This is a genomic window from Agrobacterium sp. RC10-4-1 (assembly GCF_014138475.1).
GTDB lineage: Bacteria > Pseudomonadota > Alphaproteobacteria > Rhizobiales > Rhizobiaceae > Agrobacterium > Agrobacterium pusense.
Genome location: NZ_JACJIT010000005.1, coordinates 182,364 through 205,989 on the forward strand (window position 1 = coordinate 182,364; position 23,626 = coordinate 205,989).

The window sequence follows — 23,626 nt, forward strand, 5'->3', positions numbered from 1 at the left end:
GCCGGTCAGCTCAGTTTCAGGTAGAGCTTTTCTGCCAGACGCCTTCGCGTTCCAGCAATCTGGTTGCCGCCACCTGCTCGGCCGCGCGCTTGGAACGCTCGACGCCGGTTTCCGGCTTTACGCCGGGAATTTCAACAGTCACCGTAAAGCGGGGATCGTGATCCGGTCCGGAGCGATCGTCAACCCGGTAAGATGGGGTGACCGCAAACTTTGCGTGCGCCCATTCCTGCAGTTCCGTTTTCGCGTCACGCCGTCCGGCATCCACGCTCGTGGCACGGCCCTGCCAATATTTCAGAATGAATTTGCGCGACGCATCGAGGCCGCCATCCAGATAGATGGTGGCAATCAGGCTTTCGACGACATCGGCGCGCACGTTCAGCATCGCCTTGCCGGTGAGTTTCTTGACGTCGGATCCGGTGCGGATGAAATTGTGCAGGCCCATCTCGTCAGCGATCGACGCGCAGGATTCGGCGCTGACCAGTTGGTTCAGACGCACCGAAAGCTCACCTTCGGACGCGTTGCGGAAGATGGAGAACAGAAGTTCTGCAACGCAGAGACCCAGAACGCGGTCGCCCAGAAACTCCAGACGTTCGTAATTGCCCGCCGCGGCGGAGCGGGCGCTAGCATGGGTCAAGGCCCGGTCGAGCCGGGCCTTTTCCTTGAACTCATATCCGATCAACGCTTCCAGACGAGAAATCTCGTCCGCGGAAAGCGGCTTGGTCTTGCTCATCCCACAACCTTGAACAGGCGGTCCCAACGCATGTTGGCCGGCCATTCCCAAATGCGGCTGAACGGCGTGTCGTTGCCCAAAGAGAAGAAGATGACGCTGGCGCGGCCAATCAGGTTTTCTTCCGGCACGAAACCGACATCGAAACGGCTATCCAGCGAATTGTCTCTGTTGTCGCCCATCATGAAATAATGGCCTTCGGGGACCACGAATTCGCGGGTGTTGTCGCCGCGCGAGTCGGGCGACTGATCGAGCGTGTCGTAGGTAACGCCATTGTCAAGCGTTTCGCGGAAGACGGGGACGTTGGCGCCCGGATCGGCGCGATAATCCGACGTGAAGGTGCCGTCCGGCTGCTTGGGCACCGGCTGGCCGTTGATGAACAGCACGCCGTTCGTGACCTGAATTCGGTCGCCCGGCAGGCCGACCAGACGCTTGATGTAATCCACTTCAGGATTGGGCGGCAGGCGGAAGACCACGACATCGCCGCGCTTCGGCTTGCTGAATTCCAGAATGCGGCCCGAAAACAGGTTCGGCGAGAAAGGCAGCGAATATTTAGAATAGCCGTAGGAGAACTTGTTGACGAAAAGATAGTCGCCGACCAGCAGCGTCGGCATCATCGAGCCCGACGGGATGGTGAAGGGCTGAAACAGCACGGTGCGGATGACCATCGCCAGCAGCAGCGCCTGAATGATGACCTTGACGTTCTCCCAAAGGGCGTTCTGCTTCTTTTCCGCTTTTTCCGACACTTAAAGACCTGCCTGATTGTTTCCCGGCTTCTTCGATCCAAGAAGCTGACGGGCCGTTGCTTATCGCGCCTGGGGCGGGTGATGCTGTTTCACGCGGCCCGCAACGCTTTCATATTTCTGCGACTTCTCTAGAACCTTTCCAGCCCGAAGGGAAGCGCTTCTGTGACAGCGGTGCAAATAGAGCGCGCCCAACGACGCCCCCAGGCCTCAATCGATCACGGGAAGCGCCTCGATGATCACAAATGCCTGAGCGTAAGGGTGGTCATCCGTGATCGTCAGGTGAATATTGGCGCGATGGCCTGCGGGCAGCATGGCCGCCAGTCGCTCCCCTGCCCCGTTTGTCAGCACCATGGTGGGCTTGCCGCCCGGAAGGTTGACGACGCCCATGTCCTTCCAGAAAACGCCGTTCGCAAGGCCGGTGCCAAGCGCCTTGGAACAGGCCTCCTTGGCGGCGAAACGCTTGGCATAGGACGCGGCGCGGTTCTTGCGGCCATCGGATTTGGCGCGCTCGATATCGGTAAAACACCGATGAGTGAAACGCTCGCCGAAGCGCTCGATCGATTTTTCAACGCGCCGGATGTCTATCAGGTCGCTTCCCAATCCAATGATCATTTCAACATCTCCAGAGAAGCATTCTTGTTGGCGGCGCGATGCGCGAGATTTTCCATCTTGCGGCGCTGAAAACCGTTGATGAGCCCATAAACGGCGATATAGGCGATGACCGCGCTGATGATGGCGGGCGGAACCGCACCAATGGTCATGGGTTCCAGTACCGGCGTCCATATCTGCCGGAATTCAAGATGGCTAAACAGCGCCACGAAATCCACATGCGCAGCACTTTCCGACGTCTTTCGCCCGAGAATGACATGTCCCAGCTCCCAGGTGGAGGCCCAGATGAAAGGAAATGTCAGCGGATTGGCGAACGTCGTACCGAGTGCCGCCGCCACGAGGTTGACGCGCATGAGGAAACCGAGCGCCATGGCAATGATGATGTGAACACCGAGAAACGGCATCCACGCCACACCCACACCGATGGCGACACCGGCGGCAATGGAATGGGGAGAGGCGGAAAGCCTGAGCAGGCGCAACTTCATGTAGCGCAGGGAACGGGAAAAACCCGTTCGCGGCCAGAAGAGGTCGCGAATCTTCTCTGAAAAACCAACGGGTTCACGGCGGCGAAACGGCATGGGGGCAGTCTATTTCATCACCCCGGCCGAGCCAAGAGCGTGGTAGGCAACAAAGAACTTTTGCCCGGTTATCCCACGCTGATCATTGCAGATGCAGCATACCCGATCAGTCACACTGGACAGCGGCATGGAGGAGACGCGCTGAGGCGCGTATCTCCTGGGCTTGCGGTGCACAGGAAAACACAGGCCATTACCGCCGCGCTTTCCGTGTCCATACGCATGGCGACTGGCTGCCATGCGCTGAGCGCATTACCGGCGGAACAGGCCGCGGTCGATTTCGCGCTGACGGAACTCGAGGTCGACATTCGATACCGAGCCGCTGAGATATTCGAATTCGCGTTCCTGGGTGGTCTTGCCACGAACGGCGCGGGCGATCTTACGAAGCGGAGTAAACATGATTTTCGGTCCTTTCGGTTTGGAACTGGCGTTTCTCATCGGTGTTCATCCACCGGCACGCCGCGTCTCCTTCTCTTCAATTTCTGAGAGGAAAATAGTCGCAAACCGCATTAACCACCAGAGACAGGAAAAGGCCGCTGCCATGCGCAGAACGCATAACAGCGGCCTTCCGCTATCTCAAAGGCATCAAAAATGCCTCAATCAAAGGCACGCGTGACCGTGGAGACGCAATCCAGATCCTTGAGCTGCGACAGAAGCTGGTTCAGCTGCCTGAGATCCCAGACTTCCACGTCCAGCGCCAACTCGGAGAAGTCGGTACCGATGCGGACCATGTTCAGCCCGCGAATATTGACGTCGAGCGTTGCGATCGACTGCGCGACTGAGGCGAGCGTGCCCGGCTCGTTCAACGCATTGATCATCACCCGCGCCATGAAGCGCGACTTGTTCGCTTCGTCCAGATCCCACCGCACATCGATCCAGCGTTCCGGCTCGTCGTCGAAGCGCTGAAGCGCCGGCGCCTGGATTGGATAGATGGTAATGCCCTTGCCCTTTTCCATGATGCCGACGATGCGGTCCCCCGGAACGGCGCCGGCCGGCCCGAAATGCACATCGACATTGCCGGAAAGGCCACGAATGGGCAGCGGGTCAGGCCCGTCGAGCATTTCGGCCGCACCGTCATCCTCCAGCGCCGAACGGGACTTGCCCGGTATCTTGAAGACCATGCCCGAGGCGCTGCGCATGTTGAACCAGCCGTCGTCACCGGTCATCTTCACCGTCACGCGCTCGTCCTGATAATCCGGGAATACCGCGCGCAGCACATCGAGCGAGGAAACCTCGCCACGGCCGACAGCCGCGATGGCGTCCTCGACATCCTTCTGCGCCAGCCGATGCAGGACCGGCTTCAGCGCCTCCTTGGAGAAGGCCTTGCCGGCGCGTTCGAAGGTGCGCTCGAGAATGCGATAACCAAGGCCGGAATATTGTTTGCGGATGGCCATACGGGTGGCGCGGCGGATGGCCGAGCGTGCCTTGCCCGTCACCACTACCTCTTCCCATGCGGCGGGCGGCACCTGCACGCCGGAGCGGATGATCTCCACCTCGTCGCCATTGTTCAGCCGGGTGACGAGCGGCATGATCCGGCCGTTGATCTTGGCGCCAACGGTGGTGTCGCCGATATTGGTGTGCACCGCATAGGCAAAATCGATGGGAGTCGCGCCGCGCGGCAGGGCAATGAGCTTGCCCTTGGGCGTGAAGCAGAACACCTGATCCTGAAAGAGTTCCAGCTTGGTATGCTCAAGGAATTCTTCCGGGCTGTCGCCTTCCGCCAGCGATTCGATGGTGTGGCGCAGCCAGGAATAGGCGTTGCTTTCCGGCGAAAGCAGATCGCCCTCCCCGTTTTCGCCATCCTTGTAGAGCGCGTGGGCGGCAATACCGAATTCGGCGATCTCATGCATGCGCTTGGTGCGGATCTGCAGCTCGATACGCTGGCGCGACGGGCCAACGATGGTGGTGTGGATGGAGCGATAGTCGTTCTGCTTCGGCGTGGAGATGTAATCCTTGAAGCGGCCCGGCACCACACGCCAGCGTGTGTGCACGATGCCGAGCGCCCGATAGCAGGAGGGAATGTCGTCGACCAGAATGCGGAAACCGTAGACGTCAGACAGCTGCTCGAAAGAGAGCGACTTCGACTGCATCTTGCGAAACACCGAATAAGGCTTTTTCTGCCGGCCCTTGACGCCCGCGCCGATGAGGCCGTTCGCCACGAGCAATTCACGCAGCTCGTCCTCGATCTTCTTGATGAGGCCTTCATTGCGCGTTTCCAGTTCCTGCAAACGGTTTGTCACCGTCTCATAGGCTTCAGGATTGAGATAACGGAAGGACAGGTCCTCCAGCTCGTCGCGCATGTCCTGCATGCCCATGCGGCCGGCGAGCGGCGCATAGATTTCCATGGTTTCTTCGGAAATGCGGCTGCGCTTGTCGGCCGGCATGTATTCCATGGTACGCATGTTGTGCAGGCGATCGGCGAGCTTCACCAGGAGGACGCGCACGTCATCGGAAATGGCGAGCAGCAGCTTGCGCAGGTTCTCCGCCTGTTTCGCCTTGCGGGTGACGAGATCAAGCTTCTTGAGCTTGGTCAGCCCTTCCACCAGCCGGCCGATGTCTTCGCCGAATAATTCGTCGATTTCAGCGCGAGTTGCGGTGGTGTCCTCGATCGTATCGTGCAGCAACGCCACCGCGATGGTCGATTCGTCGAGATGCATTTCGGTGAGGATTGCGGCAACTTCCAGCGGATGCGAGATGTAGGGGTCGCCATTGGCCCGCTTCTGCTGGCCGTGTTTCTGCATCGCGTAAACATAGGCCTTGTTCAGCAGGGCCTCATTCGCATCCGGTTTATATTTTTGAACCCGCTCAACGAGTTCGTATTGCCGCATCATGCGATATTCCACAAAAAGAAAGCGCGCCAACCTTGGGGTCGGCGCACAATGCTGCATCAATAAGGATCAGATTATGACGGCAACTATTGACAGACGGTAACCGCCGCCTGCCAAAGGCGTCATAAAACCGGATCAATAATCGTCATTTTTTTCCGGCGGCACAAGGCCTTCGATACCGGCCAGCAGTTCTTCTTCCGACATCTGGTCGAAGGTGACAGTTTCCGGCTGGTCGTCTTCTTCGCTGTCGGCAGCGGCGGCGGCAAGCGTGACCGGATCGGGCTCGGGCTCGTCCACTTCCACGTGCTTCTGCAGCGAATGGATGAGGTCTTCCTTCAGATCGTCGGGAGACAGCGTCTCGTCGGCGATTTCACGCAGCGCAACGACGGGGTTCTTGTCATTATCGCGGTCAACCGTGATGGAAGAGCCCTGAGAAATCTGGCGCGCACGGTGGCTGGCGAGAAGCACCAGCTCGAAACGGTTGTCTACTTTATCAATGCAATCTTCAACTGTGACGCGGGCCATTGCCTGTCCTTTGCGGGTCGTAATGTCGTGGATCAGAGCGCCGTGCGGTTTTCAGGATGCACAAGGGTTGCTCTAACCTATTGAATCTGCGCTTCGTGCCGTGCGGAAAACACCTGGAATTTCTCGCGACGAAGCTTTCCAGCTTCCGATACAGCCATTGGCCGCGGAATTCAAGTTTTTCCTGTCTTTGGCGTCTTTTGGCACCTTATCCTCGATGTTTGGCGCCTGATGAACAAAATGTCTAGAAGAATTGTCTTGGAATAAGGGGGAAGGTAGCTTACTTAAAACGCAACGGCGGTACGCAAAGCGCGTTGATACGACATGATATTTAGCGCTATCGACCGGATATAAAAGCCAGATAATGGCCTTTCCAAAAAAAGGAATGGGATGGAATGTTCGATCCACGGGAGAAAATTGCGCTCTTCATAGATGGAGCCAATCTTTATGCAGCATCGAAAAGCCTGGGATTCGATATCGACTACCGCAAGCTTCTGAAGGCGTTTCAAAAGCGCGGCTATCTGCTGCGCGCCTATTATTACACGGCCCTGATCGAAGATCAGGAATATTCCTCGATCCGCCCGCTGATCGACTGGCTAGACTATAACGGTTACAAGGTCGTGACGAAGCCGGCGAAGGAATTTACCGACGCGCTCGGCCGCCGCAAGATCAAGGGTAACATGGATATCGAACTGGCGGTCGACGCCATGGAGCAGTCCGAAACGGTCGATCACCTGGTGCTGTTTTCCGGCGACGGCGATTTCACCACGCTGGTGGACGCGCTGCAGCGCAAGGGCCGCAAGGTTTCCGTGGTTTCCACCATGGCCACCCAGCCCGCGATGATCGCCGACGACCTGCGCCGCCAGGCCGATCACTTCATCGACCTGATGACGCTGAAAGCCGAAATCGGACGCGATCCGAATGAGCGCCCTGCCCGGCACGCGGAAGGCCCCGAGACGGTCTGATCCCGATTTCGCAATCACCGATATTTCAAGAACGCGTCCGTCTCAAAGACTGGCGCGTTTTTGTTTACCCCCCTATCTGCAGGGAAAAATTCCCGCTGAAATTAACAACCGTCAAATCCGGCCGGGGGAAATTATATCTTGGTTAATTTTAGACGTGTCTAAATCAAGTAACGGCACCAACGACATGATTTGGGTGCCAAAGCAGGATGACTAGACATGCATGGCCAAGAAAAAACCGACCGACAGCTCGAAGAAAGACTGAATTTTCTGGGGCTCGGCCACGAGCAGCGACAGAATCTCTCAGACATGAAGGGTGTCATCACCGGCTCTCTCGATGCGTCGCTGGACCGCTTCTATGCGAAAGTGCGCTCGGTGCCGGAGACGGCGAAGTTCTTTGCCAATGACGCACATGTGCAGCACGCCAAGGGCATGCAGCTCAAACACTGGACGAGGATCGCCTCCGGTACATTCAACGCGGACTATACAGATGCCGTGACCGCGATCGGCCGCACCCATGCCAGACTGGGGCTGGAGCCGCGATGGTACATTGGCGGTTATGCGCTGATGCTTGACGGCATCGTCAAGGCCCTGATCGAGTCGGAGTTGAAGGGCCTATTCATGGAGAAGAAGGCCAGGAAGGTGAAGGACGCCTTGTCCGCTACCATCAAGGCCGCCCTTCTGGACATGGACTATTCGATTTCCGTCTATCTCGACGTGCTCGCCGCCGAGCGGCATAAGGTAGAGGCCGAACAGGCGCAGATGAAGAAGGAGCAGGACCATATTCTCACGCTCCTCAACAGTGCCCTCGACCGGCTGGCCAACGGCGACCTCACCTCCAGCATCAACGAAAAGACCGCGCCGCAATTCGAAGGGCTGATCGCCAATTTCAACACCGCTGTCGGCAATCTCGCCGGTGCCTTCGCCCAGATCGTGGAGGAAGCGAACAAGATTTCCGGCAATACGCGCGAGCTCACCTCCGCCACCGATGACATGGCCCGCCGGACGGAGCAGCAGGCGGCCGCGCTTGAGGAAACCGCCGCAGCCGTTGAGGAAATCACCACCATTTCCAGATTGTCGGCGCAACGTTCCGAAGAGGCCAAGGCCATCGTCGAAAGTTCGGCCATCGAAGCAGCACGCTCTCGCAATGTGGTGACGGATGCGGTGAAAGCGATGGGCGCCATCGAGGACTCGTCGCAGAAGATCACCCAGATTATTTCCGTCATCGATGAGATTTCGTTCCAGACCAATCTATTGGCGTTGAACGCCGGCGTGGAAGCCGCGCGCGCCGGCGAGGCTGGCAAGGGTTTCGCCGTCGTCGCCCAGGAAGTACGTGAGCTGGCGCAACGCTCCGCCACCGCCGCAAAGGAAATCAAGACACTGATCGCCAAGTCATCCGAGGATGTGATGCAGGGCGTTTCGCTGGTGAACAAAACGGGTGAATCCCTGAATACGATCGGCAGCAAGGTCGATCACATCAAGGATCACATCACCTCGCTCACCAAGGCGGCGCAGGAACAATCCGTCGGCATTCAGGAAATCAGTGCGGCGATCAACAGCATGGACAATCTGACGCAGAAGAATGCGGCAATGGTGGAAGAGACCAATGCCGCCACGCACAATCTGAGCGATGTCAGCGCCAACCTCGCGGCGCTTGTCAGCCGGTTCAGCGTTTCGACGACGAAGGCGCATGTGGAGCGGACGTACCGGGCGGCGTGACGGGCGCAGCGGACAGTAACAAACTCCCGTCATCCCGGCCTTGAGCCGGGATCCAGCCAGCCCAAGTCCTTGGGCTGAAAGGGCTCTTCTCACAGCGCAGACGCGCTGCGACTGGATGCCGGATCAAGTCCGGCATGACGGAGGAGCATGCTGCGAAAGGCGGCGAACTTAGGCCGCCCCACCCTTCAACAACCGCGACTTCTGCCGGTTCCAGTCGCGTTCCTTCTCCGTCTCGCGCTTGTCGTGCAGCTTCTTGCCCTTGGCGAGCGCCAGTTCCAGCTTCGCACGGCCCCTGTCGTTGAAGTAGATCTTGAGCGGCACCAGCGTCATGCCTTCGCGGTTGATGCCGGCGCGCAGGCGGTTGATCTCGCGCTTGCTCAGGAGCAGCTTGCGGCGGCGGCGCGGCTCATGGTTGAAACGGTTGGCCTGCAGATATTCCGGCAGGTGGGAATTAATGAGCCAGATTTCATCGCCCTCGTCCGACGCGTAGGATTCGGCAATGTTCGCCTTGCCTTCGCGCAGCGACTTGACCTCGGTGCCGGTCAGCACCAGTCCTGCCTCATAGGTGTCGACGATTTCGTAGTTGAAACGGGCCTTGCGGTTTTCCGCAACGATCTTGTTCACCACGCGCTGGCTGCCTTTGGGGGCCATGATATTTCAATCCCTTGTTTTTCTTATTGCGCCTTCGGCCTGCCGCCGAGAGCGGTTTTCGAACCTCTATTTAGTATCGTCGCCACGAAAAGAAAAGGCGCGCGGGACGGCTTCTGCTGCGAAGCGGTCCATTGCGCGCCTTCCGGCTTTTCAGACCTGTCTCAGTTCATCAGGCCGGCATGCTTCAGCGCCGCATCGATGGCTGCTTCGGTTGCCGGTTCCAGCGTGCTCATCAAGGGCGAACGCACACGGCGGTTGCCGCCGCGCGTCTTCGACAGCGCATATTTTGTGCCGCAGACGCCTGGCTCCATGAAGATGGCCTTATGCAGCGGCATCAGGCGATCCTGGTACTCCAGCGCCTTGGCATAATCGCCGGCAAGCATCGCCGCCTGGAATTCCGAACAGAGGCGCGGTGCCACGTTGGCCGTCACGGAAATGCAGCCGACACCGCCATGGGCGTTGAAGCCGAGAGCGGTACCGTCTTCACCCGAGAGCTGGACGAAATCCTTGCCGCAGGAAATGCGCTGTTCGGAAACGCGGTCGATCTTGCCCGTCGCGTCCTTGACGCCAACGATGTTCTTATGGGCCTTGACCAGGGCGCCCATGGTTTCCGGCAACATATCCACCACCGAGCGCGGCGGAATATTGTAGATGACGATGGGCAGCTTCACCGCTTCCGCGACGGCGGAGAAATGGGCGAACAGGCCCTTCTGGGTCGGCTTGTTGTAATAGGGGGTAACCACCAGCAGCGCATCCGCACCCGCTTCCTGCGCATGCAGGGCCAGCTCGATCGCTTCATCGGTATTGTTGGAGCCTGCACCCGCAATGACCGGAACCCGTTTCGCCGCAACCTCGATGCACAGTTCAACGACACGTTTGTGCTCGTCGTGGGAAAGCGTCGGGGATTCCCCCGTCGTGCCCACCGGCACAAGTCCGTTACTGCCTTCGGCGATCTGCCATTCCACATGGGCGGCGAAAGCCTTTTCGTCCACGGCGCCATTGTCCGTGAACGGGGTAATGAGGGCGGGAATTGATCCCTTGAACATGCAAAGCTCCTGGCGCCGAGCCGGTTCATGCTTCGGCCGCATTCGATGGTTAAAACCGGCACACATTAGTGCCAGCCCTTGGCGCCGACAAGCGCAAAGGCAGCGTATTTTGTCCGAAATTGTCGGAAGTGTGACAGTGTTCGGGCCGTGATCTGCAAGCGTTAAATGCACATAGCGAAAAGCGACATTGCTCGCGGGCCGGTGAATAAAAGTTGATTGAATTGCAGGGTCGCGCTTAACATTTCATTAAGCCTGAAATCCCAAGATTTACAGGCGGGAGATCAGACCTTTTTTCGGCAATCCCGCTGCAATGTAGCGATATTAGAAGAAAGTCGGCAACTCCGTTACACGATGAAGAACGGCATGAAAAAAACAGTCTGGGGATTGATGGCGGCGGGCCTTGCCGCAACCGTGTGGAACGCGCTGGCCGGGCCGCTGCCCGAGGGCGTCGCGCCGCTTCCCTATGTGAAGCCGGATGCGCCCACCGTTCCCGCTTTCATGCCCGCTTCGCCAGAGGTTACCGGCGCCATTCCCCGCCTTAACCGGCCCGATGATGCGAGCCAGCTGAAGGCAGGCCTCGACGCGCTTTCCGGGCGCGATGCGGCGCGGGCCATCGCGCTGCGCAACGCCATGCCGACCGGCAGTCTGGACCGTCACATCCTCACATGGGCAATCGCCGTTTCGGGCCAGAAGGATGTGCCTTCAGCCGAAATCGCCGCAGCACAGCGCGAACTCGCCGGCTGGCCGGGCGCCGCGACTTTGCGGGCCAATTCCGAAAAAGCGCTTTATCGCGAGGACCCGCCGGCACAGCAGGTGCTTGCTGCATTCGGCGGCAGCAAGCCAGAAACGGCGGAGGGCACGGTGGTTCTCGCCAAGGCGCTGGCCGCCTCCGGCAAGGTCGTGGATTCGCAGCGACTCATTCGCCAGCTGTGGGTGAGCGAAGGCATGGACAAGGATATGGAAGACCGCGTGCTGGCCGCCTTTCCTGCCTATCTGACGGCCGCGGACCACAAGGCGCGCATGGATTATCTGATGTATCGCAGCCGCATCAGCCAGGCGAAACGTTTCGGCGAACTCGGCAAAGCGCAGTCCCTTTACAATGCCTGGGCGGCTGTGCTGCAGCGTTCCGCCAATGCCGGCGCCCTGCTCGGCAAGGTGGATGCCGGCTGGCGCGATGATCCCGCGTTCCTTTTCGCGCGCGTGGAGAACCTGCGCAACCAGCAGAAATATCCGGAAGCGGCGGCTCTTCTGCGGCAGGCGCCGAAGGATACTACCAAGCTGGTCAATCCCGGCGAATGGTGGAACGAGCGGCGAATCATCGCGCGCGGCCTCGCCGATCTCGGCGATTTTGCTGAAGCCTATCGTATCGTCGCCAATCACAATGCCACATCAGCGGTGGATGTCGCCGATGCCGAGTTTCATGCCGGCTGGTATGCTCTGCGGGCGATGCGCGACCCGGCCACGGCTTCGCGTCATTTCAACGCCCTGCTCCAGACATCAAACCGGCCACTTTCAGCCTCCCGCGCCTATTACTGGCTCGGAAGGGCGGCCGAAGCCGGAGGACCCGGCGATGCACGCGACTTCTTTGCAAAGGCGGCAGCCCATCCCGGTACGTTTTACGGCCAGCTTGCCGCTGCACGGATCGGCACGAAGACGCTGAACGTGACCTATCCCAGCCCGAGCAATGGCGACCGAGAACGCTTTGCCGGCCGCGAAGCCGTGCGCGCCATAGACCGCCTGGAGGCGGCAGGTTATGGCTGGCGCGCCGACAGCCTTTACAGGTCGCTGGCCGAACAGCTCGACAGTCCCGGCGAGCTTGCCATTCTGGCGGCGCGGGCTGAGGGCAACGGTAATCATCAGGTCTCGCTGCAGATCGGCAAGACGGCCTTCAGCCGCGGTATCGATGCGGCCGCACTCGCCTATCCGCTCGGCGTCATTCCCGCCAGCGCCAATATTGCCGGCTCCGGAAAGGCGCTTGCCTATGCGATCGCCCGGCAGGAAAGCGCCTTCAACCCCGCCGCCGTCTCCGCCGCCAATGCCCGCGGCCTGCTGCAACTGCTGCCGGGAACCGCCAAGGGCGTGGCCGGCCGCCACGGCCTGCCCTACACGCAGGCGATGCTGACCAGCGATGCGGGCTATAACGCCACGCTCGGGGCCCATTATCTCGGCGAGCAGATCGACAGCTTCGGCGGCTCCTACATCCTCACCTTCATCGCCTATAATGCCGGCCCGAAACGTGTGCCGGAATGGATCGCCCGTTATGGCGACCCGCGCGGCAAGCCTATCGATGAGGTGGTCGACTGGATCGAGCGCATCCCGTTCCCCGAAACACGCAACTACGTGCAGCGGGTGATGGAAAATTATCAGGTCTACAAGACGAGGCTCGGGCAACAGGCCGATATCGTTGATGATCTGCGCCATGGGCGCTCCGGGTAAAGGCGGTTTCCCTAGCCGACGAGCGGCGCATTCAAGCACCTGCCGGCGAGCGCTTCTGACCACTGTGAAGCCTAAGGTTCCTTGCGTCATGCTCGGGCCCGTTCCGAGCATCTGCAGCGTTCAGATTTCATGCGACGTGATTGGATCACTGGGGCAAGCCCAGGGATGACACCGACGGCTTGGACAGATGAGCGACAGGTGGGCTGGTCGATGCTTCAAAGCACACGCGATGCCCGACGACTTACAGTCCCATCCGGTCTTCCAAAAGAAAAACCCCGGCATTTCTGCCGGGGTCTCCATCACTGACAATGTCAGATCAGATTAGAACGAACGCTGAAGGCGAACGAAACCGGTCCACTGATCACCAGCGCCGCTGTCAACACCTTCGGTGCCGTCAACGTCCTGGTAGTTAACAGCAACCTTCGTAGCAAGGCCCTGCGTGATCTGGTAGTCAAGCGTTACACCAGCGCGCCAAGCGTCGCGATCGCCGACGAAGTCGTTGTCAGCGCCGATATCAACCGTACCGAAGTACTGTGCACCGGGGGTGATGGTCAACTTGTCGGTTGCCTTGATGGCGTATTCAGCAGCAACGGTCCACTCAGACTCTTCGTAGTAAGAGTTTGCACCGGAAGCCCATGCGCCGGAAAGGCCGAAAGTACCCGGACCGATGTCAGCCGTGACGATTGCACGGATCGCACCATTTTCCTGGTCGGTGTCATAGGAACCAAGCAGGTTTGCGCTAACCGCACCGAACTTGGCGCCGATGATACCGCTGATACCAACGTTGTTCGGGCCTTCGATGAAGCCACCCTTAGCAACGCCGAGGTTCGAAACGCTGTCAAGTGCGGTTTCCAATTCCTCAACCGAGATACCTGCATAGAAGGAGCCGGCATCGTAGGTGTAACGCAGAGCGTTCGAACGAGTCGTGTTCGAAGAGAGGATGTCGGTTTCGCCGGAGAGATCGTCATCCCACCAGGTGTACATGTAACCGACCTTCAGGCCGCCGAGTTCGATGAAAGCCTGGTCAACATTGACGCCACGGTTGGTGTCGTTGTCAGCCTGACCGCGGAAACCAATGAAGCCGCGCAGAGCGCCGAGTTCAGTGTCGGTGCGGGTGTCGATTTCAAACTGAGCGCGAGTGAAAGAATCCCAGTCAGACGTACCGGACTGGTTGCGACCGAAGTCCGTCTGGAAACGGATGTAACCGCCGAACTTCAGGCAGGTTTCGGTGCCGGGGATGTAGAAGAAGCCGGTGCCGAAAGCGTCGCAAACGCGAACATATTCCAGGGGCTCGGGCTCAGCAGCGACGATAGCGTCGGCAGCATGAGCGCCGGATACTGCTGCGAGGGCCGCAGCGGAGCCGATGAGAAGGCTCTTGATGTTCATGGTTGACCTCCAGTCAAACTTAATCTTCTAAGCAGCGGGTGGGAAGCACTTCTGAAATGCGTGCCGCTTATGAGGATGATTAGAGCCAAAACCGGCCGGACAGGCAATCGCAATCATGACAGAAGGAAGACAGTAAGGTGTCCTTAGTTTCTCATTGTTGCGAAATAGCTACAATTCTAACCGACGGGGAGCTGTTTGTTAAAAATGAGTTAATAAACTATGCTTTTCAGTTACTTAACGAAGAGTCCGACCAAACCGACAACATGAAGCGACGCATTTCTCCAAAATTCTGACACAACAAGGTCATGAGAAATTGGCCAAAGGCGCGGGCGCGAGCGAGGATCAGCACTCTCTTCCTTGGAGAATCAGCCTCAGAAGTAAATTTGAATTCCTTGATGGCGAATCAATGCAAGTCACATTGGGTGTTTCAGCAAAGCGCCGAAGTTTGCCTCGTGCGGTTCCCGCCCTTGCCTCATAGCCGGCTAAAGCGCCTATCCAAATGAAAAACCCCGGCATTTCTGCCGGGGTCTCCATCACTGACAATGTCAGATCAGATTAGAACGAACGCTGAAGGCGAACGAAACCGGTCCACTGGTCGCCACCGCCGTTAACACCTTCGGTGCCGTCGACGTCCTGGTAGTTAACAGCAATCTTCGTGGAGAGACCCTGGGTGATCTTGTAATCAACCGTCAGGCCAGCGCGCCATGCGTCACGATCGCCAACGAAGTCGTTGTCAGCGCCGATATCAACCGTACCAAAGTACTGGAAGCCGGGGGTGATGGTCAGCTTGTCAGTTGCCTTGATGGCGTATTCAGCAGCAACTGCCCACTCAGACTCTTCGTAGTAAGCGTTGGCGCCGGAAGCCCATACGCCGGAGAGGCCAAGAGTGCCCGGACCGATGTCAGCCGTGACGATTGCACGGATCGCACCGTTTTCCTGGTCGGTGTCGTAGCCGCCAAGCAGGTTAGCGTTTACGCCGCCGAACTTGGCGCCGATGATACCGCTGATACCAACGTTGTTCGGGCCTTCGATGAAGCCGCCCTTCAGGACGCCGAGGTTCGAACGTGCGTCGAGCGGAGCTTCCAGTTCTTCAACTGCAACGCCAACGTAGAACGAGCCAGCATCGTAGGTGTAACGGATGGCGTTCAGACGGGTGTCGTTCGAAGAAAGGATATCGGTTTCGCCGGAGAGACCATCATCCCACCAGTTGTAGTAGTAACCAACCTTCAGGCCGCCGAGTTCGATGAAAGCCTGGTCAACATTGACGCTGCGGCTCGTGTCGTTGTCAGCGTCGCCACGGAAACCGATGTAGCCACGCAGAGCGCCAAGCTCGGTGTCGGTACGGGTGTCGATGTTGAACTGAGCGCGGGTGAAGGAATCCCAGTCAGACGTGCCGGACTTGTTACGGCCGAAGTCGGTCTGGAAACGGATGTAACCGTCGAACTTCAGGCAGGTTTCGGTGCCGGGGATGTAGAAGAAGCCGGTGCCGAAAGCGTCGCAAACGCGAACGTATTCCAGGGGCTCAGGCTCAGCAGCGACGATAGCGTCGGCAGCGTGAGCGCCGGATACTGCTGCGAGAGCCGCAGCGGAGCCGATCAGAAGGCTCTTGATGTTCATGGTTGACCTCCAGTCAAAGTTTTTAAGTGGGTCTGGGTTTTTTCGCTGAAGGACAGCATTCCCTGCCCCATTCCCGTGTTCTTAGAAGCCAAACGATCCACCGCCTCGCTTCTGGTGGTGAAAATACAAAAGGTTTCGTCGCTTGCAATCGCCAACATTCGATAAATAGCATTTACGTACATGCTTCATTTCGGTTTGTTGCGGAAACAACACACAGCCCTGCGCGGGCCTGCATAAACTTTACGATACGTTAAGATTTCCGTTGAGAATCCGTTGGTTAGGGCAACCGGTAGGTTGTTTCTCATCTAATGGCGTTTTTAGAGAACCCTTGCTAAGCAGGCAAAGCCGCATGGATTTTTTTGCTCTATTCCGCGTCCTCCCGCCTCCGGCGTCGTATGGGAGCCAAACAATCATAGGGAAAGAGGTGATGAGGCGAGCGATGTCTTGTAATGATTCGTCAGAACACGGCGTGCAAATTCTTGCGCGACAGTCTACGCGGCCACAGAATGGGCGACGCGGCTCCAGTGTTTTATCTCTAGACGTTGAATATGCGACAAAGTGCCCAACAGGCTGCCGTGCTCTGCGATATCTGGCAGACAGACACGTATTCTCGCGACATCCAGCCGACCATGAATCACACTTAATCGGCCAATCCTAATCACGATTTTTGGATATGTATCAGTAAAAGCTCGCCACATGGTGTCAGGCAACGGGTGGGACCCGACGGCGCACACACGATGATTCCTGCGCGCCCGAGCCGATTAAAACCGACTAAAATGTACCCATCGAGTTAAGCCGTGATCATCCGCAGCCGCTCTCCTAAATGGAGAGCGCCACTGTCTTACATTCCGCGGTGCCCTCCAGGGCTACCGGCGGTGATGACGTTTTTAGTCGGGGTAAATCGCGCGACCATTTGGCAAGATGACCGGTGCCTTTCCCGTGTCCCGGCGACTTCCCGTCCCTGGCTCCATACGTGGCTGTCCCCGATCCCGCCAATCGGTTTGACTCCGGTTGCGGTCGCGCCAGTCCCTGCGATCGCGTTGGTCGCGCCATTCCCTGCGGTCACCCCAGTGACGGCGGTCGTAGTCCCGGTAGTAGCGGTCGCGGTCATACGATCGATAATACACACCAGTCGTATTATAATATCCTCCAGAACGGTAACCCGGCTCGTCGACACATCCGGCCAGAACTCCCAGAGACACTAGACAGATTGCTGCGTTTAATAGCTTCATGATTTTAGCTCCCGATAGCGGACTCAAACGCACATAGGAGTCCTTAGTTCCCAAACCGCTAAATTCCCGCGTTCGGGCTTAACCGGGCCTGAACAGGCCCGCAGCAATTACGCCTATGCAATTTAAAGAGAATCGAGGCAACAACTTGCGATTCGCACGCCAAGGATTATCAATCGTTGTCGGTGGGTTCTAAAGGAATGAATGGCGGAGAGGATGGGATTCGAACCCACGATACGCTTTTGACGTATACTCCCTTAGCAGGGGAGCGCCTTCGACCACTCGGCCACCTCTCCGGTGCGGCCTGATTATTGCGTAAGAAAAATGATTGCAAGGCTTTTTCGCCAAGAAGCCAAAAAACCTGTTGGCCAAATAAACCGCGGGTCTAACTTTACGCCCGGTTGCGGAACTTCTTCAGGGCCCGCACGTTTCCACCTCGGTAACAAAAGAGGTGTTCTAATGGCTCAGACGAAACTAAATGTTGTCGAAGACACGATCGAAAACCAGATTGCAGAACTGCGTTCGCAGATCGCGTCCCTGTCCAAATCCGTTTCCGCCCGTGCGGAAGGTGTCGGCGAGGATGCATCGGAATTTCTGGATGAGGCGCGCGGCCGCGTTCGCAAGGCGGCGCATAATGTCCGGGCGCAGGGCCAGAATGTCGTGGAAGCCGTGAAGGAAAATCCAGGCACCGCCACCTCCCTGCTGACGATCGTCGGCGCACTCGGTTTCGCGATCGGTTATGCGGTGGGCACAAGCACGCAGCAGAGTTCGTCGAACAGCAGCCTTTATCGCTGGCGCTGATGACGAACGGGCATTAAATCAAGGCAAGGCGGGTTTGCCCGCCTTGCCTTTATGCATTGGTAAAAACGGCAGGAATGAAGGGGGCGAATATGCGGTTCAGCGACGACCTTGAGGCGGCATTGTCTGATTTTGCAAGGGATCACGGCATCGACAGAGACGAGGCAATCCAGCGCATCGTCCGCTCCGCCCTCATCAATGGCGGTTATCTCGCCTCCGGCGAGGAAGGTATTCCGCCGGAGAAGCTGAACGCCAGTAACGACGATTGATCAATATCCCGATCCGGACGGCGTCACTGCCGGCCCACCCTTGTAGCGTGCGGAAAGCGCACGCAGCGTATTGGCGAATTCCGTGACATCGGCTCCCACGGCAACGAACGACGCGCCGAGTTCCAGATAACGGCGATTATAGGTTTCATTGAAGGTGAGGATGCCGGCGGCCTTGCCAGCCGCGACGATTTTCACGATCGCCGCTTCGATAACCGCCTGCACCGCCGCTTCGTCAATCCTTCCCAGATAACCCATGTCCGCGGCGAGATCCGCCGGGCCGATGAAGACGCCATCCACGCCGTCCACCGCAAGAATATTGTCGAGATCTTCGATTGCCGCGCGGGTTTCCGCCTGCACCAGCAGGCATACGCTGGCAGAGGCGCTGTCGGCATAATCCGTTATTGTATTAAAAGCGGAAGCGCGGGCGACGGCCGCTCCCATGCCGCGAATGCCGCGCGGCGGGTAATGCATGGCGCTGACGAGGGCTTCCGCCTGTGCCGCTGAATCGACCATGGGCACAAGAAGCGTGCGGGCGCCAGCATCCAGAAGCTGCTTGATCATCCAGCTCTCGCCGACAGGCACACGCACCACCGGCTCGGCGGCAGAGGTGGCAAGCGCGCGCAGCTGGTCGATGATGCTGCGCAGGTCGTTCGGCCCGTGCTCACCGTCGATCACCAGCCAGTCGAAGCCAGCCGTTCCGGCGATTTCCGCCGTAATGGCCTCGCCCATGTCGAGCCACAGGCCAATCTGCGGCTTGCCGGCATGAATGGCGGTTTTGAAACGGTTTTCGGCAGCGGGCATGATATCCTCAGGAGAGCAGTAATTTCAGATCGGCGGACGGATCCGCCAGGATTGTGCGGTCGGGTTGGGCGGCTGTATCGAGCAGTTTCTTACCCGCAACATAGGCCTTGGCGTCATTGACGGCATCGACAGCCACGAAGCGGCCATCACGGAAATACCAGATGGACCAGCTGCCTTCCCTTGCGCCGGGCCTCAAAATCGTCTCGTCGTAACCGAGATTGAAGCCGGCGATCTGCAGCTTCACATCGTACTGATCCGACCAGAACCAGGGTTTCGCGTCGTATACCGCTTCCGTGCCGGCCAGTACCGCGGCGGCCGCCTCAGCCTGATCGACCGCGTTCTGGACCGATTCGATCCTCACCTGCTGGCCGCGCCAGGGCAGAAGCGCGCAATCGCCCACCGCATGAATGGCGGGGTCGGATGTGCGGGTATATTCGTCAACCACGATGCCGTTACCAACATCGAGACCCGATTCGCGGGCAAGCCGGTCGTTCGGTGTCACGCCGATGCCGACGATGACGAAATCAACGTCGATCGTCGAACCATCTGAAAGTTCGGCCGCAGCAACCCGCCCGTCCATGCCGACGAGGCGCACGAGACCGGTTTTTTCGCGGATGGAAACGCCCTGGGCCTCATGAATGCCGCGCATGATATCCGCAGTTTCCTTCGCCGCCACGCGCTGGAGAATACGGTCGGCCATTTCGATCAGCGTCGCCTCGAGGCCAAGCTTGCGGGCAACGGCGGCAGCTTCAAGGCCAATATAACCGCCACCAATGACCAGCAGCCTGCGGCCCGGCTTCATCTCCTCCGTCAAGCGGTCGGCGTCGCGCCTGTCACGGACGGTAAGCACGCCGTCGAGATCGCCACCGATGCTGGCGGGCAGCAGCCGGGGCGCGGCCCCGGTCGCAAGAACCAGCCGGTCATAAGAAAGCGTACTGCCATCCTGCATGCGCACGGTCTTGCCGGCGCGGTCTATCTCCTCCACCCAGGTGGAAAGCCGGATATCGACATTGTTTTCGGCATACCATTCTTCCGGGCGGAACATCAGCCGGTCAAAACTCATCTCGCCGAGGAGGTATTTTTTGGAGAGCGGCGGCCGCTGATAGGGGTAGGCATCTTCCGAGCCTATGATGGTGATGGCACGCTCGTCCTTCAGCGCCCGGAGCTTCGACGCCAGCGCAAAAGCGGCCTGCCCCGCCCCGACGATTACCAGCCTTCCAGTCACTTTCCACTCCCAGGACAATCACAGCCGGCCGATGACGCCCGAGGCTGCGAAGCGATGTTGCGCGATCAGGCGTAACGCCAAGTACGGCCGGCGTCAACCGCACGAGGCTCCAGCCCTGTGCAAGCATGCCCGATTATCAAAACGGGCGCCCGCCTTCTGCAACCAGTCGAGATAATGTGCGTTTTAAACAGGCGAAACACGGGTTGCGTACACAAAGCTGGCCCATGTCGATACGGACTAGAGACAATTGCGGATATTTCCTTCATGCCCTGGCAAGGAAGCCGCGTTAAAATCAGACGGAAGAGGCAATCCGGGAGGTTGTCATGGCTCTACATATGGATATCGGTCAAAACGTCCCGCAGGACGAGATGTATGAGAAATTTCAGATCGACCGGCCCGGCAAGATCACCTTCATCGGGCACCACCTGAGCGCCAAGGACACCATGCGCTGCCTGGTGCGCACCATTTCGCTCTACGGCGCGGAGCTGGATGTCAGTGCCGATCTGGAAATGCCGGTCAACTTCTATCTGGAAATTCTCGGTATCCGCGACGAAATCGGCTGCACGCTGATCCGCCGGGAAGAGGAAAAAGTGACGATCGGCTTCAACATGCTGATCGATGCCGAATTTCTGCACCATGTCCGCCGGCTGAGCTTCGAGACCAGCGTCTGAGCGGCAACCGCGCGTCAGCCCGCCGATCTTTGCGTTGTGCCGTGGCGAACCAAAAATCTGTTGCCAAACACTCATCTAACCCCCGGGCGCGGCTTGCGTCCGGTTTTTTTGTACCTATTGTGAGCCGGGTTTTCAAACACAGGTCCCGGAACTTCTGTCAATGTCCGCTTTTTCACGCCTCACGCCGCTTGCCGCTTCGCTTCCCTCCACCGTTCCCTTCGTCGGCCCGGAGGCCATAGAAAGGAACCGCGGCTTGAAGGTGGAGGCGCGAATCGGTGCAAACGAAAGCGGCTTCGGCCCCGCCCCATCGGTGCTTCTGGCGATGCGCGATGCGGCGGCTGAAACCTGGATGTATAGCGATCCGGAAAATTTCGAGCTGAAGGAAGCGCTTGCCATCCACCACGGGGTTTCGCGCGGCAACATCGCCATAGGCGGCGGAGTGGACGGATTGCTCGGTGAAATCGCCAGGCTGATCGTGGAACCAGGCACGCCTGTTGTCACCTCTTTGGGAGGTTACCCCACCTTCAATTATCACGTGAACGGTTTTGGCGGAAAACTGGTGACCACGCCCTATGTAGACGACCACGAAAACCTCGACGGGCTTCTCGACCTCGTTCACAGGGAAAACGCGCCGCTCGTCTATTTCGCCAATCCGGACAATCCCATGGGAAGCTGGTGGGATGCGAGCGAGGTGGTGGCATTTGCCCGTGCGTTGCCGGAAACCTGCCTGCTCATTCTGGACGAGGCCTATTGCGAAACCGCGCCCGCGAGCGCGGTGCCTGCTATCGACGCGCTGATCGGCCAGCCCAATATCCTGCGCATGCGCACCTTCTCCAAAGCTTACGGGCTCGCCGGCGCCCGCGTGGGTTACGCCATCGGTACGCTTGGCAATGTCGAAGCCTTCGACAAGATCCGCAACCATTTCGGCATGGCGCGTATTTCTATCGCCGGCGCTTTGGCAGCGCTCAAGGACCAGTCCTATCTGCATGAGGTGGTTGGCAAGATTTCCGAGGCACGGGATCGTATTTCCGCTGTCGCCCGCAATAACGGCCTTTCACCGCTGCCCTCCGCTACCAATTTCGTTACCATCGATTGCCACCGCGACGGCGCCTATGCGCGCGCCATCGTTGACGGGCTGATGGACCATGGGGTTTTCATCCGCATGCCGGGCGTGGCCCCGCTTAACCGTTGCATCCGCGTGAGCGTTGGGCCGGGTGACAAGCTCGATCTGTTCGAGCAGGCATTGCCGAAGGTTCTCAAGGCCATCGGGTAAGCTCCCAACCCACCCTCATTCCTGTGTTTGTCACAGGAATGAGGGTGGGTTGGGAAGTGCCGCGCGTTACACGCATCGAATCAACATCCTCCCGCAAGCCCCTGCGCGACAATCATTTTCCGGCGAAGACACATTGCAGAACATAAGAAAACCGCGCCGGCCTTGTTCCTGCCGGTCGCGGTTCGATGTGTCAGCGCAAAAGCTTCGTTTCGGAGCCCTCGCCGCGTTCCCCTTCGGGTTTTACTTTCGTTTGGGCCGGTCGTCGGGACTGGAGGGAACCGGACCGGCAATCTTATGGATCGCGGAGATGGATCAGTGCATCGTCATCCAGTCGCGGGCGGCGCGAAGGGCTTCGGCCAGTTCCGCTTTCGTCATGTTGCGGGCGAGATCCGCACGGAGAGAAGCCGCTCTTTCCGATCCGCGGATCGCGGCGATGTTAAGCCATTTGTGGGCCGCGATCAGGTCCACCTTGCAGCCCCGGCCGGTCGCATAGACCAGGCCGAGATTGCAAAGGGTGTCGGCGCGGGTTTCGCCACCGGCAGCCATTTCGATATCACTGATGTCAAAGCGTGCCATTGTTTTAATCCCTGTCGTTCTGCCTGTTTTCATCGTGCGCCTTCTTGCCGAGGCGTCTTCCGGACTGCCGTCTTTTGCGGCTTTTTTGTCCTTCCGTCCGGCAGGTTTTCCCTGCGCTTTTGATGAGTTCACTATGCCACGAGGCTTTCAACGCTCGCTTAAAAGGCATGATTAATGTGCCGCAAACAAACTGCAAACGATTGGTAAAATTGGGTTTTTGTTAAATATCATTGCCTGCGGAAATTAAGGACTTTCCGATGAATTTTACGAAAGCTTTACAATTGGATTTAAACCCTTCCTTCACCACGATAAGAACCGCGATTTTCGAAACTGCTCTCCTTCGCCCTTCCCGCACACGCCAACGCTGCACCGGCACCGCAAATTTCTGTTTCCTTTTACGTGAACGTCAAATACTATCCGCCCTGCCCGTCACGAGGATAAAACGGGCACGGAAGAGCGCGGTGGGAGGAGCAATCGTTGCACCGCACGGCGGCCGCCGGCCAGAGATGGTGGAGGCATGCTGAAGGGAGTTTGATCTGCGCATCGCATCCTTGGCCGTTCCGGCCTGGGAAAAGCCTGCGCGAATTTCGGGAGGAATTTCATGAAGCTTATGATGACGATTGCAGCTGCCCTGTTGATGAGCGGCAATATTGCCTTTGCCGCCGAGGCGATCGAAGGCAACTGGAAGACGGCCAGCGGCGAAACCGCCGTGATCGGCCCCTGCGGCGGCGCTTTCTGCGTAACGCTGAAGACCGGCAAGCATGCCGGAAAACAGATCGGCAAGCTTTCGGGAAAGGGAAACAGCTACTCGGGTGAGATCACCGATCCCGCCAATGACAAGACCTATAGCGGCTCCGGCACCGTTTCGGGGAATTCGCTGAGCATGAAGGGTTGCGTACTGAAGGTCCTGTGCAAATCGCAGACCTGGACACGGCTGTAATACAGGGAACGGCAGGCGGG

23 protein-coding genes and 1 tRNA gene are annotated in these 23,626 nt (G+C 58.5%); 8 read left to right on the forward strand and 16 right to left on the reverse strand.

Annotated features, from left to right (window positions below):
• Nucleotides 1-16 precede the first annotated feature (16 nt).
• The 7 genes from rnc to rpoZ form a co-directional block, all read right to left on the reverse strand.
• Nucleotides 17-730, reverse strand: coding sequence for a ribonuclease III (rnc, locus tag FHW77_RS15320; RefSeq protein ID WP_004440914.1), 714 nt, complete (start codon nt 728-730; stop codon nt 17-19).
• Nucleotides 727-1,473, reverse strand: a complete 747-nt coding sequence (lepB, locus tag FHW77_RS15325) for a signal peptidase I (protein ID WP_003509951.1) — start codon at nt 1,471-1,473, stop codon at nt 727-729. The genes rnc and lepB overlap by 4 nt, the downstream gene beginning before the upstream one ends.
• Nucleotides 1,474-1,680: 207 nt before the next feature.
• Nucleotides 1,681-2,085: a holo-ACP synthase gene (gene acpS, locus FHW77_RS15330; RefSeq protein ID WP_004440912.1), complete on the reverse strand. Its 405-nt coding sequence runs from the start codon at nt 2,083-2,085 to the stop codon at nt 1,681-1,683.
• Nucleotides 2,082-2,660, reverse strand: a complete 579-nt coding sequence (locus FHW77_RS15335) for a DUF2062 domain-containing protein (RefSeq protein ID WP_004440911.1) — start codon at nt 2,658-2,660, stop codon at nt 2,082-2,084. Before FHW77_RS15335 ends, acpS begins: the two co-directional genes overlap by 4 nt.
• Nucleotides 2,661-2,909: 249 nt before the next feature.
• Nucleotides 2,910-3,056, reverse strand: a complete 147-nt coding sequence (locus FHW77_RS15340; RefSeq protein ID WP_003496944.1) for a hypothetical protein — start codon at nt 3,054-3,056, stop codon at nt 2,910-2,912.
• A gap of 197 nt (nt 3,057-3,253) precedes the next feature.
• The gene (locus FHW77_RS15345) at nt 3,254-5,488 is read right to left on the reverse strand and encodes a RelA/SpoT family protein (RefSeq protein ID WP_004440906.1); all 2,235 of its coding nucleotides are present in this window, start codon (nt 5,486-5,488) and stop codon (nt 3,254-3,256) included.
• A gap of 132 nt (nt 5,489-5,620) precedes the next feature.
• Nucleotides 5,621-6,010 (reverse strand): DNA-directed RNA polymerase subunit omega, encoded by a 390-nt coding sequence (gene rpoZ, locus FHW77_RS15350; RefSeq protein ID WP_003521126.1) that lies wholly within the window; start codon nt 6,008-6,010, stop codon nt 5,621-5,623.
• A 392-nt stretch (nt 6,011-6,402) separates the two neighbouring features.
• Here rpoZ and FHW77_RS15355 point away from each other — a divergent pair, with 392 nt between their 5' ends.
• Nucleotides 6,403-6,972, forward strand: coding sequence for a LabA-like NYN domain-containing protein (locus tag FHW77_RS15355; RefSeq protein WP_004440903.1), 570 nt, complete (start codon nt 6,403-6,405; stop codon nt 6,970-6,972).
• A 216-nt stretch (nt 6,973-7,188) separates the two neighbouring features.
• Complete coding sequence (locus FHW77_RS15360; RefSeq protein WP_004440899.1) at nt 7,189-8,688, forward strand: globin-coupled sensor protein; 1,500 nt, start codon at nt 7,189-7,191, stop codon at nt 8,686-8,688.
• Between the two features lie 168 nt (nt 8,689-8,856).
• Here FHW77_RS15360 and smpB read toward each other — a convergent pair whose 3' ends face one another.
• Nucleotides 8,857-9,339, reverse strand: a complete 483-nt coding sequence (smpB, locus tag FHW77_RS15365; protein WP_004440898.1) for an SsrA-binding protein SmpB — start codon at nt 9,337-9,339, stop codon at nt 8,857-8,859.
• A gap of 161 nt (nt 9,340-9,500) precedes the next feature.
• A complete protein-coding gene (gene dapA / locus FHW77_RS15370) occupies nt 9,501-10,385 on the reverse strand; it encodes a 4-hydroxy-tetrahydrodipicolinate synthase (protein WP_004440897.1) in 885 nt (294 codons plus the stop codon).
• A gap of 363 nt (nt 10,386-10,748) precedes the next feature.
• Between dapA and FHW77_RS15375 the strand changes: the two genes are divergently transcribed.
• On the forward strand, nt 10,749-12,821 hold the full coding sequence (locus FHW77_RS15375) for a lytic transglycosylase domain-containing protein (protein WP_034495845.1): 2,073 nt from the start codon (nt 10,749-10,751) through the stop codon (nt 12,819-12,821).
• Nucleotides 12,822-13,142: 321 nt separating this feature from the next.
• On the opposite strand, the gene FHW77_RS15380 is transcribed toward FHW77_RS15375, so the two are convergent.
• From FHW77_RS15380 to FHW77_RS15395, 4 genes are all read right to left on the reverse strand, one after another.
• Nucleotides 13,143-14,207 (reverse strand): porin, encoded by a 1,065-nt coding sequence (locus tag FHW77_RS15380; protein ID WP_034495848.1) that lies wholly within the window; start codon nt 14,205-14,207, stop codon nt 13,143-13,145.
• 555 nt (nt 14,208-14,762) lie between these two features.
• A complete protein-coding gene (locus FHW77_RS15385; RefSeq protein ID WP_004440892.1) occupies nt 14,763-15,824 on the reverse strand; it encodes a porin in 1,062 nt (353 codons plus the stop codon).
• Nucleotides 15,821-16,006 carry a hypothetical protein gene (locus FHW77_RS15390; RefSeq protein WP_034495850.1) on the reverse strand — a complete coding sequence of 62 codons (186 nt, stop codon included), beginning with the start codon at nt 16,004-16,006 and terminating at the stop codon, nt 15,821-15,823. Before FHW77_RS15390 ends, FHW77_RS15385 begins: the two co-directional genes overlap by 4 nt.
• Before the next feature lie 1,252 nt (nt 16,007-17,258).
• Nucleotides 17,259-17,349 (reverse strand) — tRNA-Ser (locus FHW77_RS15395).
• 163 nt (nt 17,350-17,512) lie between these two features.
• Between FHW77_RS15395 and FHW77_RS15400 the strand changes: the two genes are divergently transcribed.
• Both FHW77_RS15400 and FHW77_RS15405 read left to right on the forward strand, forming a co-directional pair.
• Nucleotides 17,513-17,854, forward strand: a complete 342-nt coding sequence (locus FHW77_RS15400; RefSeq protein ID WP_004440887.1) for a hypothetical protein — start codon at nt 17,513-17,515, stop codon at nt 17,852-17,854.
• An 89-nt stretch (nt 17,855-17,943) separates the two neighbouring features.
• The gene (locus FHW77_RS15405) at nt 17,944-18,120 is read left to right on the forward strand and encodes a hypothetical protein (RefSeq protein WP_004440886.1); all 177 of its coding nucleotides are present in this window, start codon (nt 17,944-17,946) and stop codon (nt 18,118-18,120) included.
• Here FHW77_RS15405 and FHW77_RS15410 read toward each other — a convergent pair whose 3' ends face one another.
• Together FHW77_RS15410 and FHW77_RS15415 are read right to left on the reverse strand one after the other, a co-directional pair.
• A complete protein-coding gene (locus tag FHW77_RS15410) occupies nt 18,121-18,921 on the reverse strand; it encodes an aldolase/citrate lyase family protein (protein WP_004440883.1) in 801 nt (266 codons plus the stop codon).
• A gap of 7 nt (nt 18,922-18,928) precedes the next feature.
• Nucleotides 18,929-20,146 carry an NAD(P)/FAD-dependent oxidoreductase gene (locus tag FHW77_RS15415; protein WP_111813912.1) on the reverse strand — a complete coding sequence of 406 codons (1,218 nt, stop codon included), beginning with the start codon at nt 20,144-20,146 and terminating at the stop codon, nt 18,929-18,931.
• A gap of 323 nt (nt 20,147-20,469) precedes the next feature.
• On the opposite strand from FHW77_RS15415, the gene FHW77_RS15420 reads away from it, so the two are divergent.
• Both FHW77_RS15420 and FHW77_RS15425 read left to right on the forward strand, forming a co-directional pair.
• Nucleotides 20,470-20,817: a hypothetical protein gene (locus FHW77_RS15420; protein ID WP_004440878.1), complete on the forward strand. Its 348-nt coding sequence runs from the start codon at nt 20,470-20,472 to the stop codon at nt 20,815-20,817.
• Nucleotides 20,818-20,977: 160 nt separating this feature from the next.
• Nucleotides 20,978-22,090 (forward strand): pyridoxal phosphate-dependent aminotransferase, encoded by a 1,113-nt coding sequence (locus tag FHW77_RS15425; protein ID WP_004440875.1) that lies wholly within the window; start codon nt 20,978-20,980, stop codon nt 22,088-22,090.
• A 312-nt stretch (nt 22,091-22,402) separates the two neighbouring features.
• Here the strand turns inward: FHW77_RS15425 and FHW77_RS15430 are convergent, their stop codons facing one another.
• Nucleotides 22,403-22,666 (reverse strand): SEL1-like repeat protein, encoded by a 264-nt coding sequence (locus FHW77_RS15430; RefSeq protein ID WP_004440874.1) that lies wholly within the window; start codon nt 22,664-22,666, stop codon nt 22,403-22,405.
• Between the two features lie 601 nt (nt 22,667-23,267).
• Between FHW77_RS15430 and FHW77_RS15435 the strand changes: the two genes are divergently transcribed.
• Nucleotides 23,268-23,606, forward strand: coding sequence for a DUF2147 domain-containing protein (locus FHW77_RS15435; RefSeq protein ID WP_004440872.1), 339 nt, complete (start codon nt 23,268-23,270; stop codon nt 23,604-23,606).
• Nucleotides 23,607-23,626 lie beyond the last annotated feature (20 nt).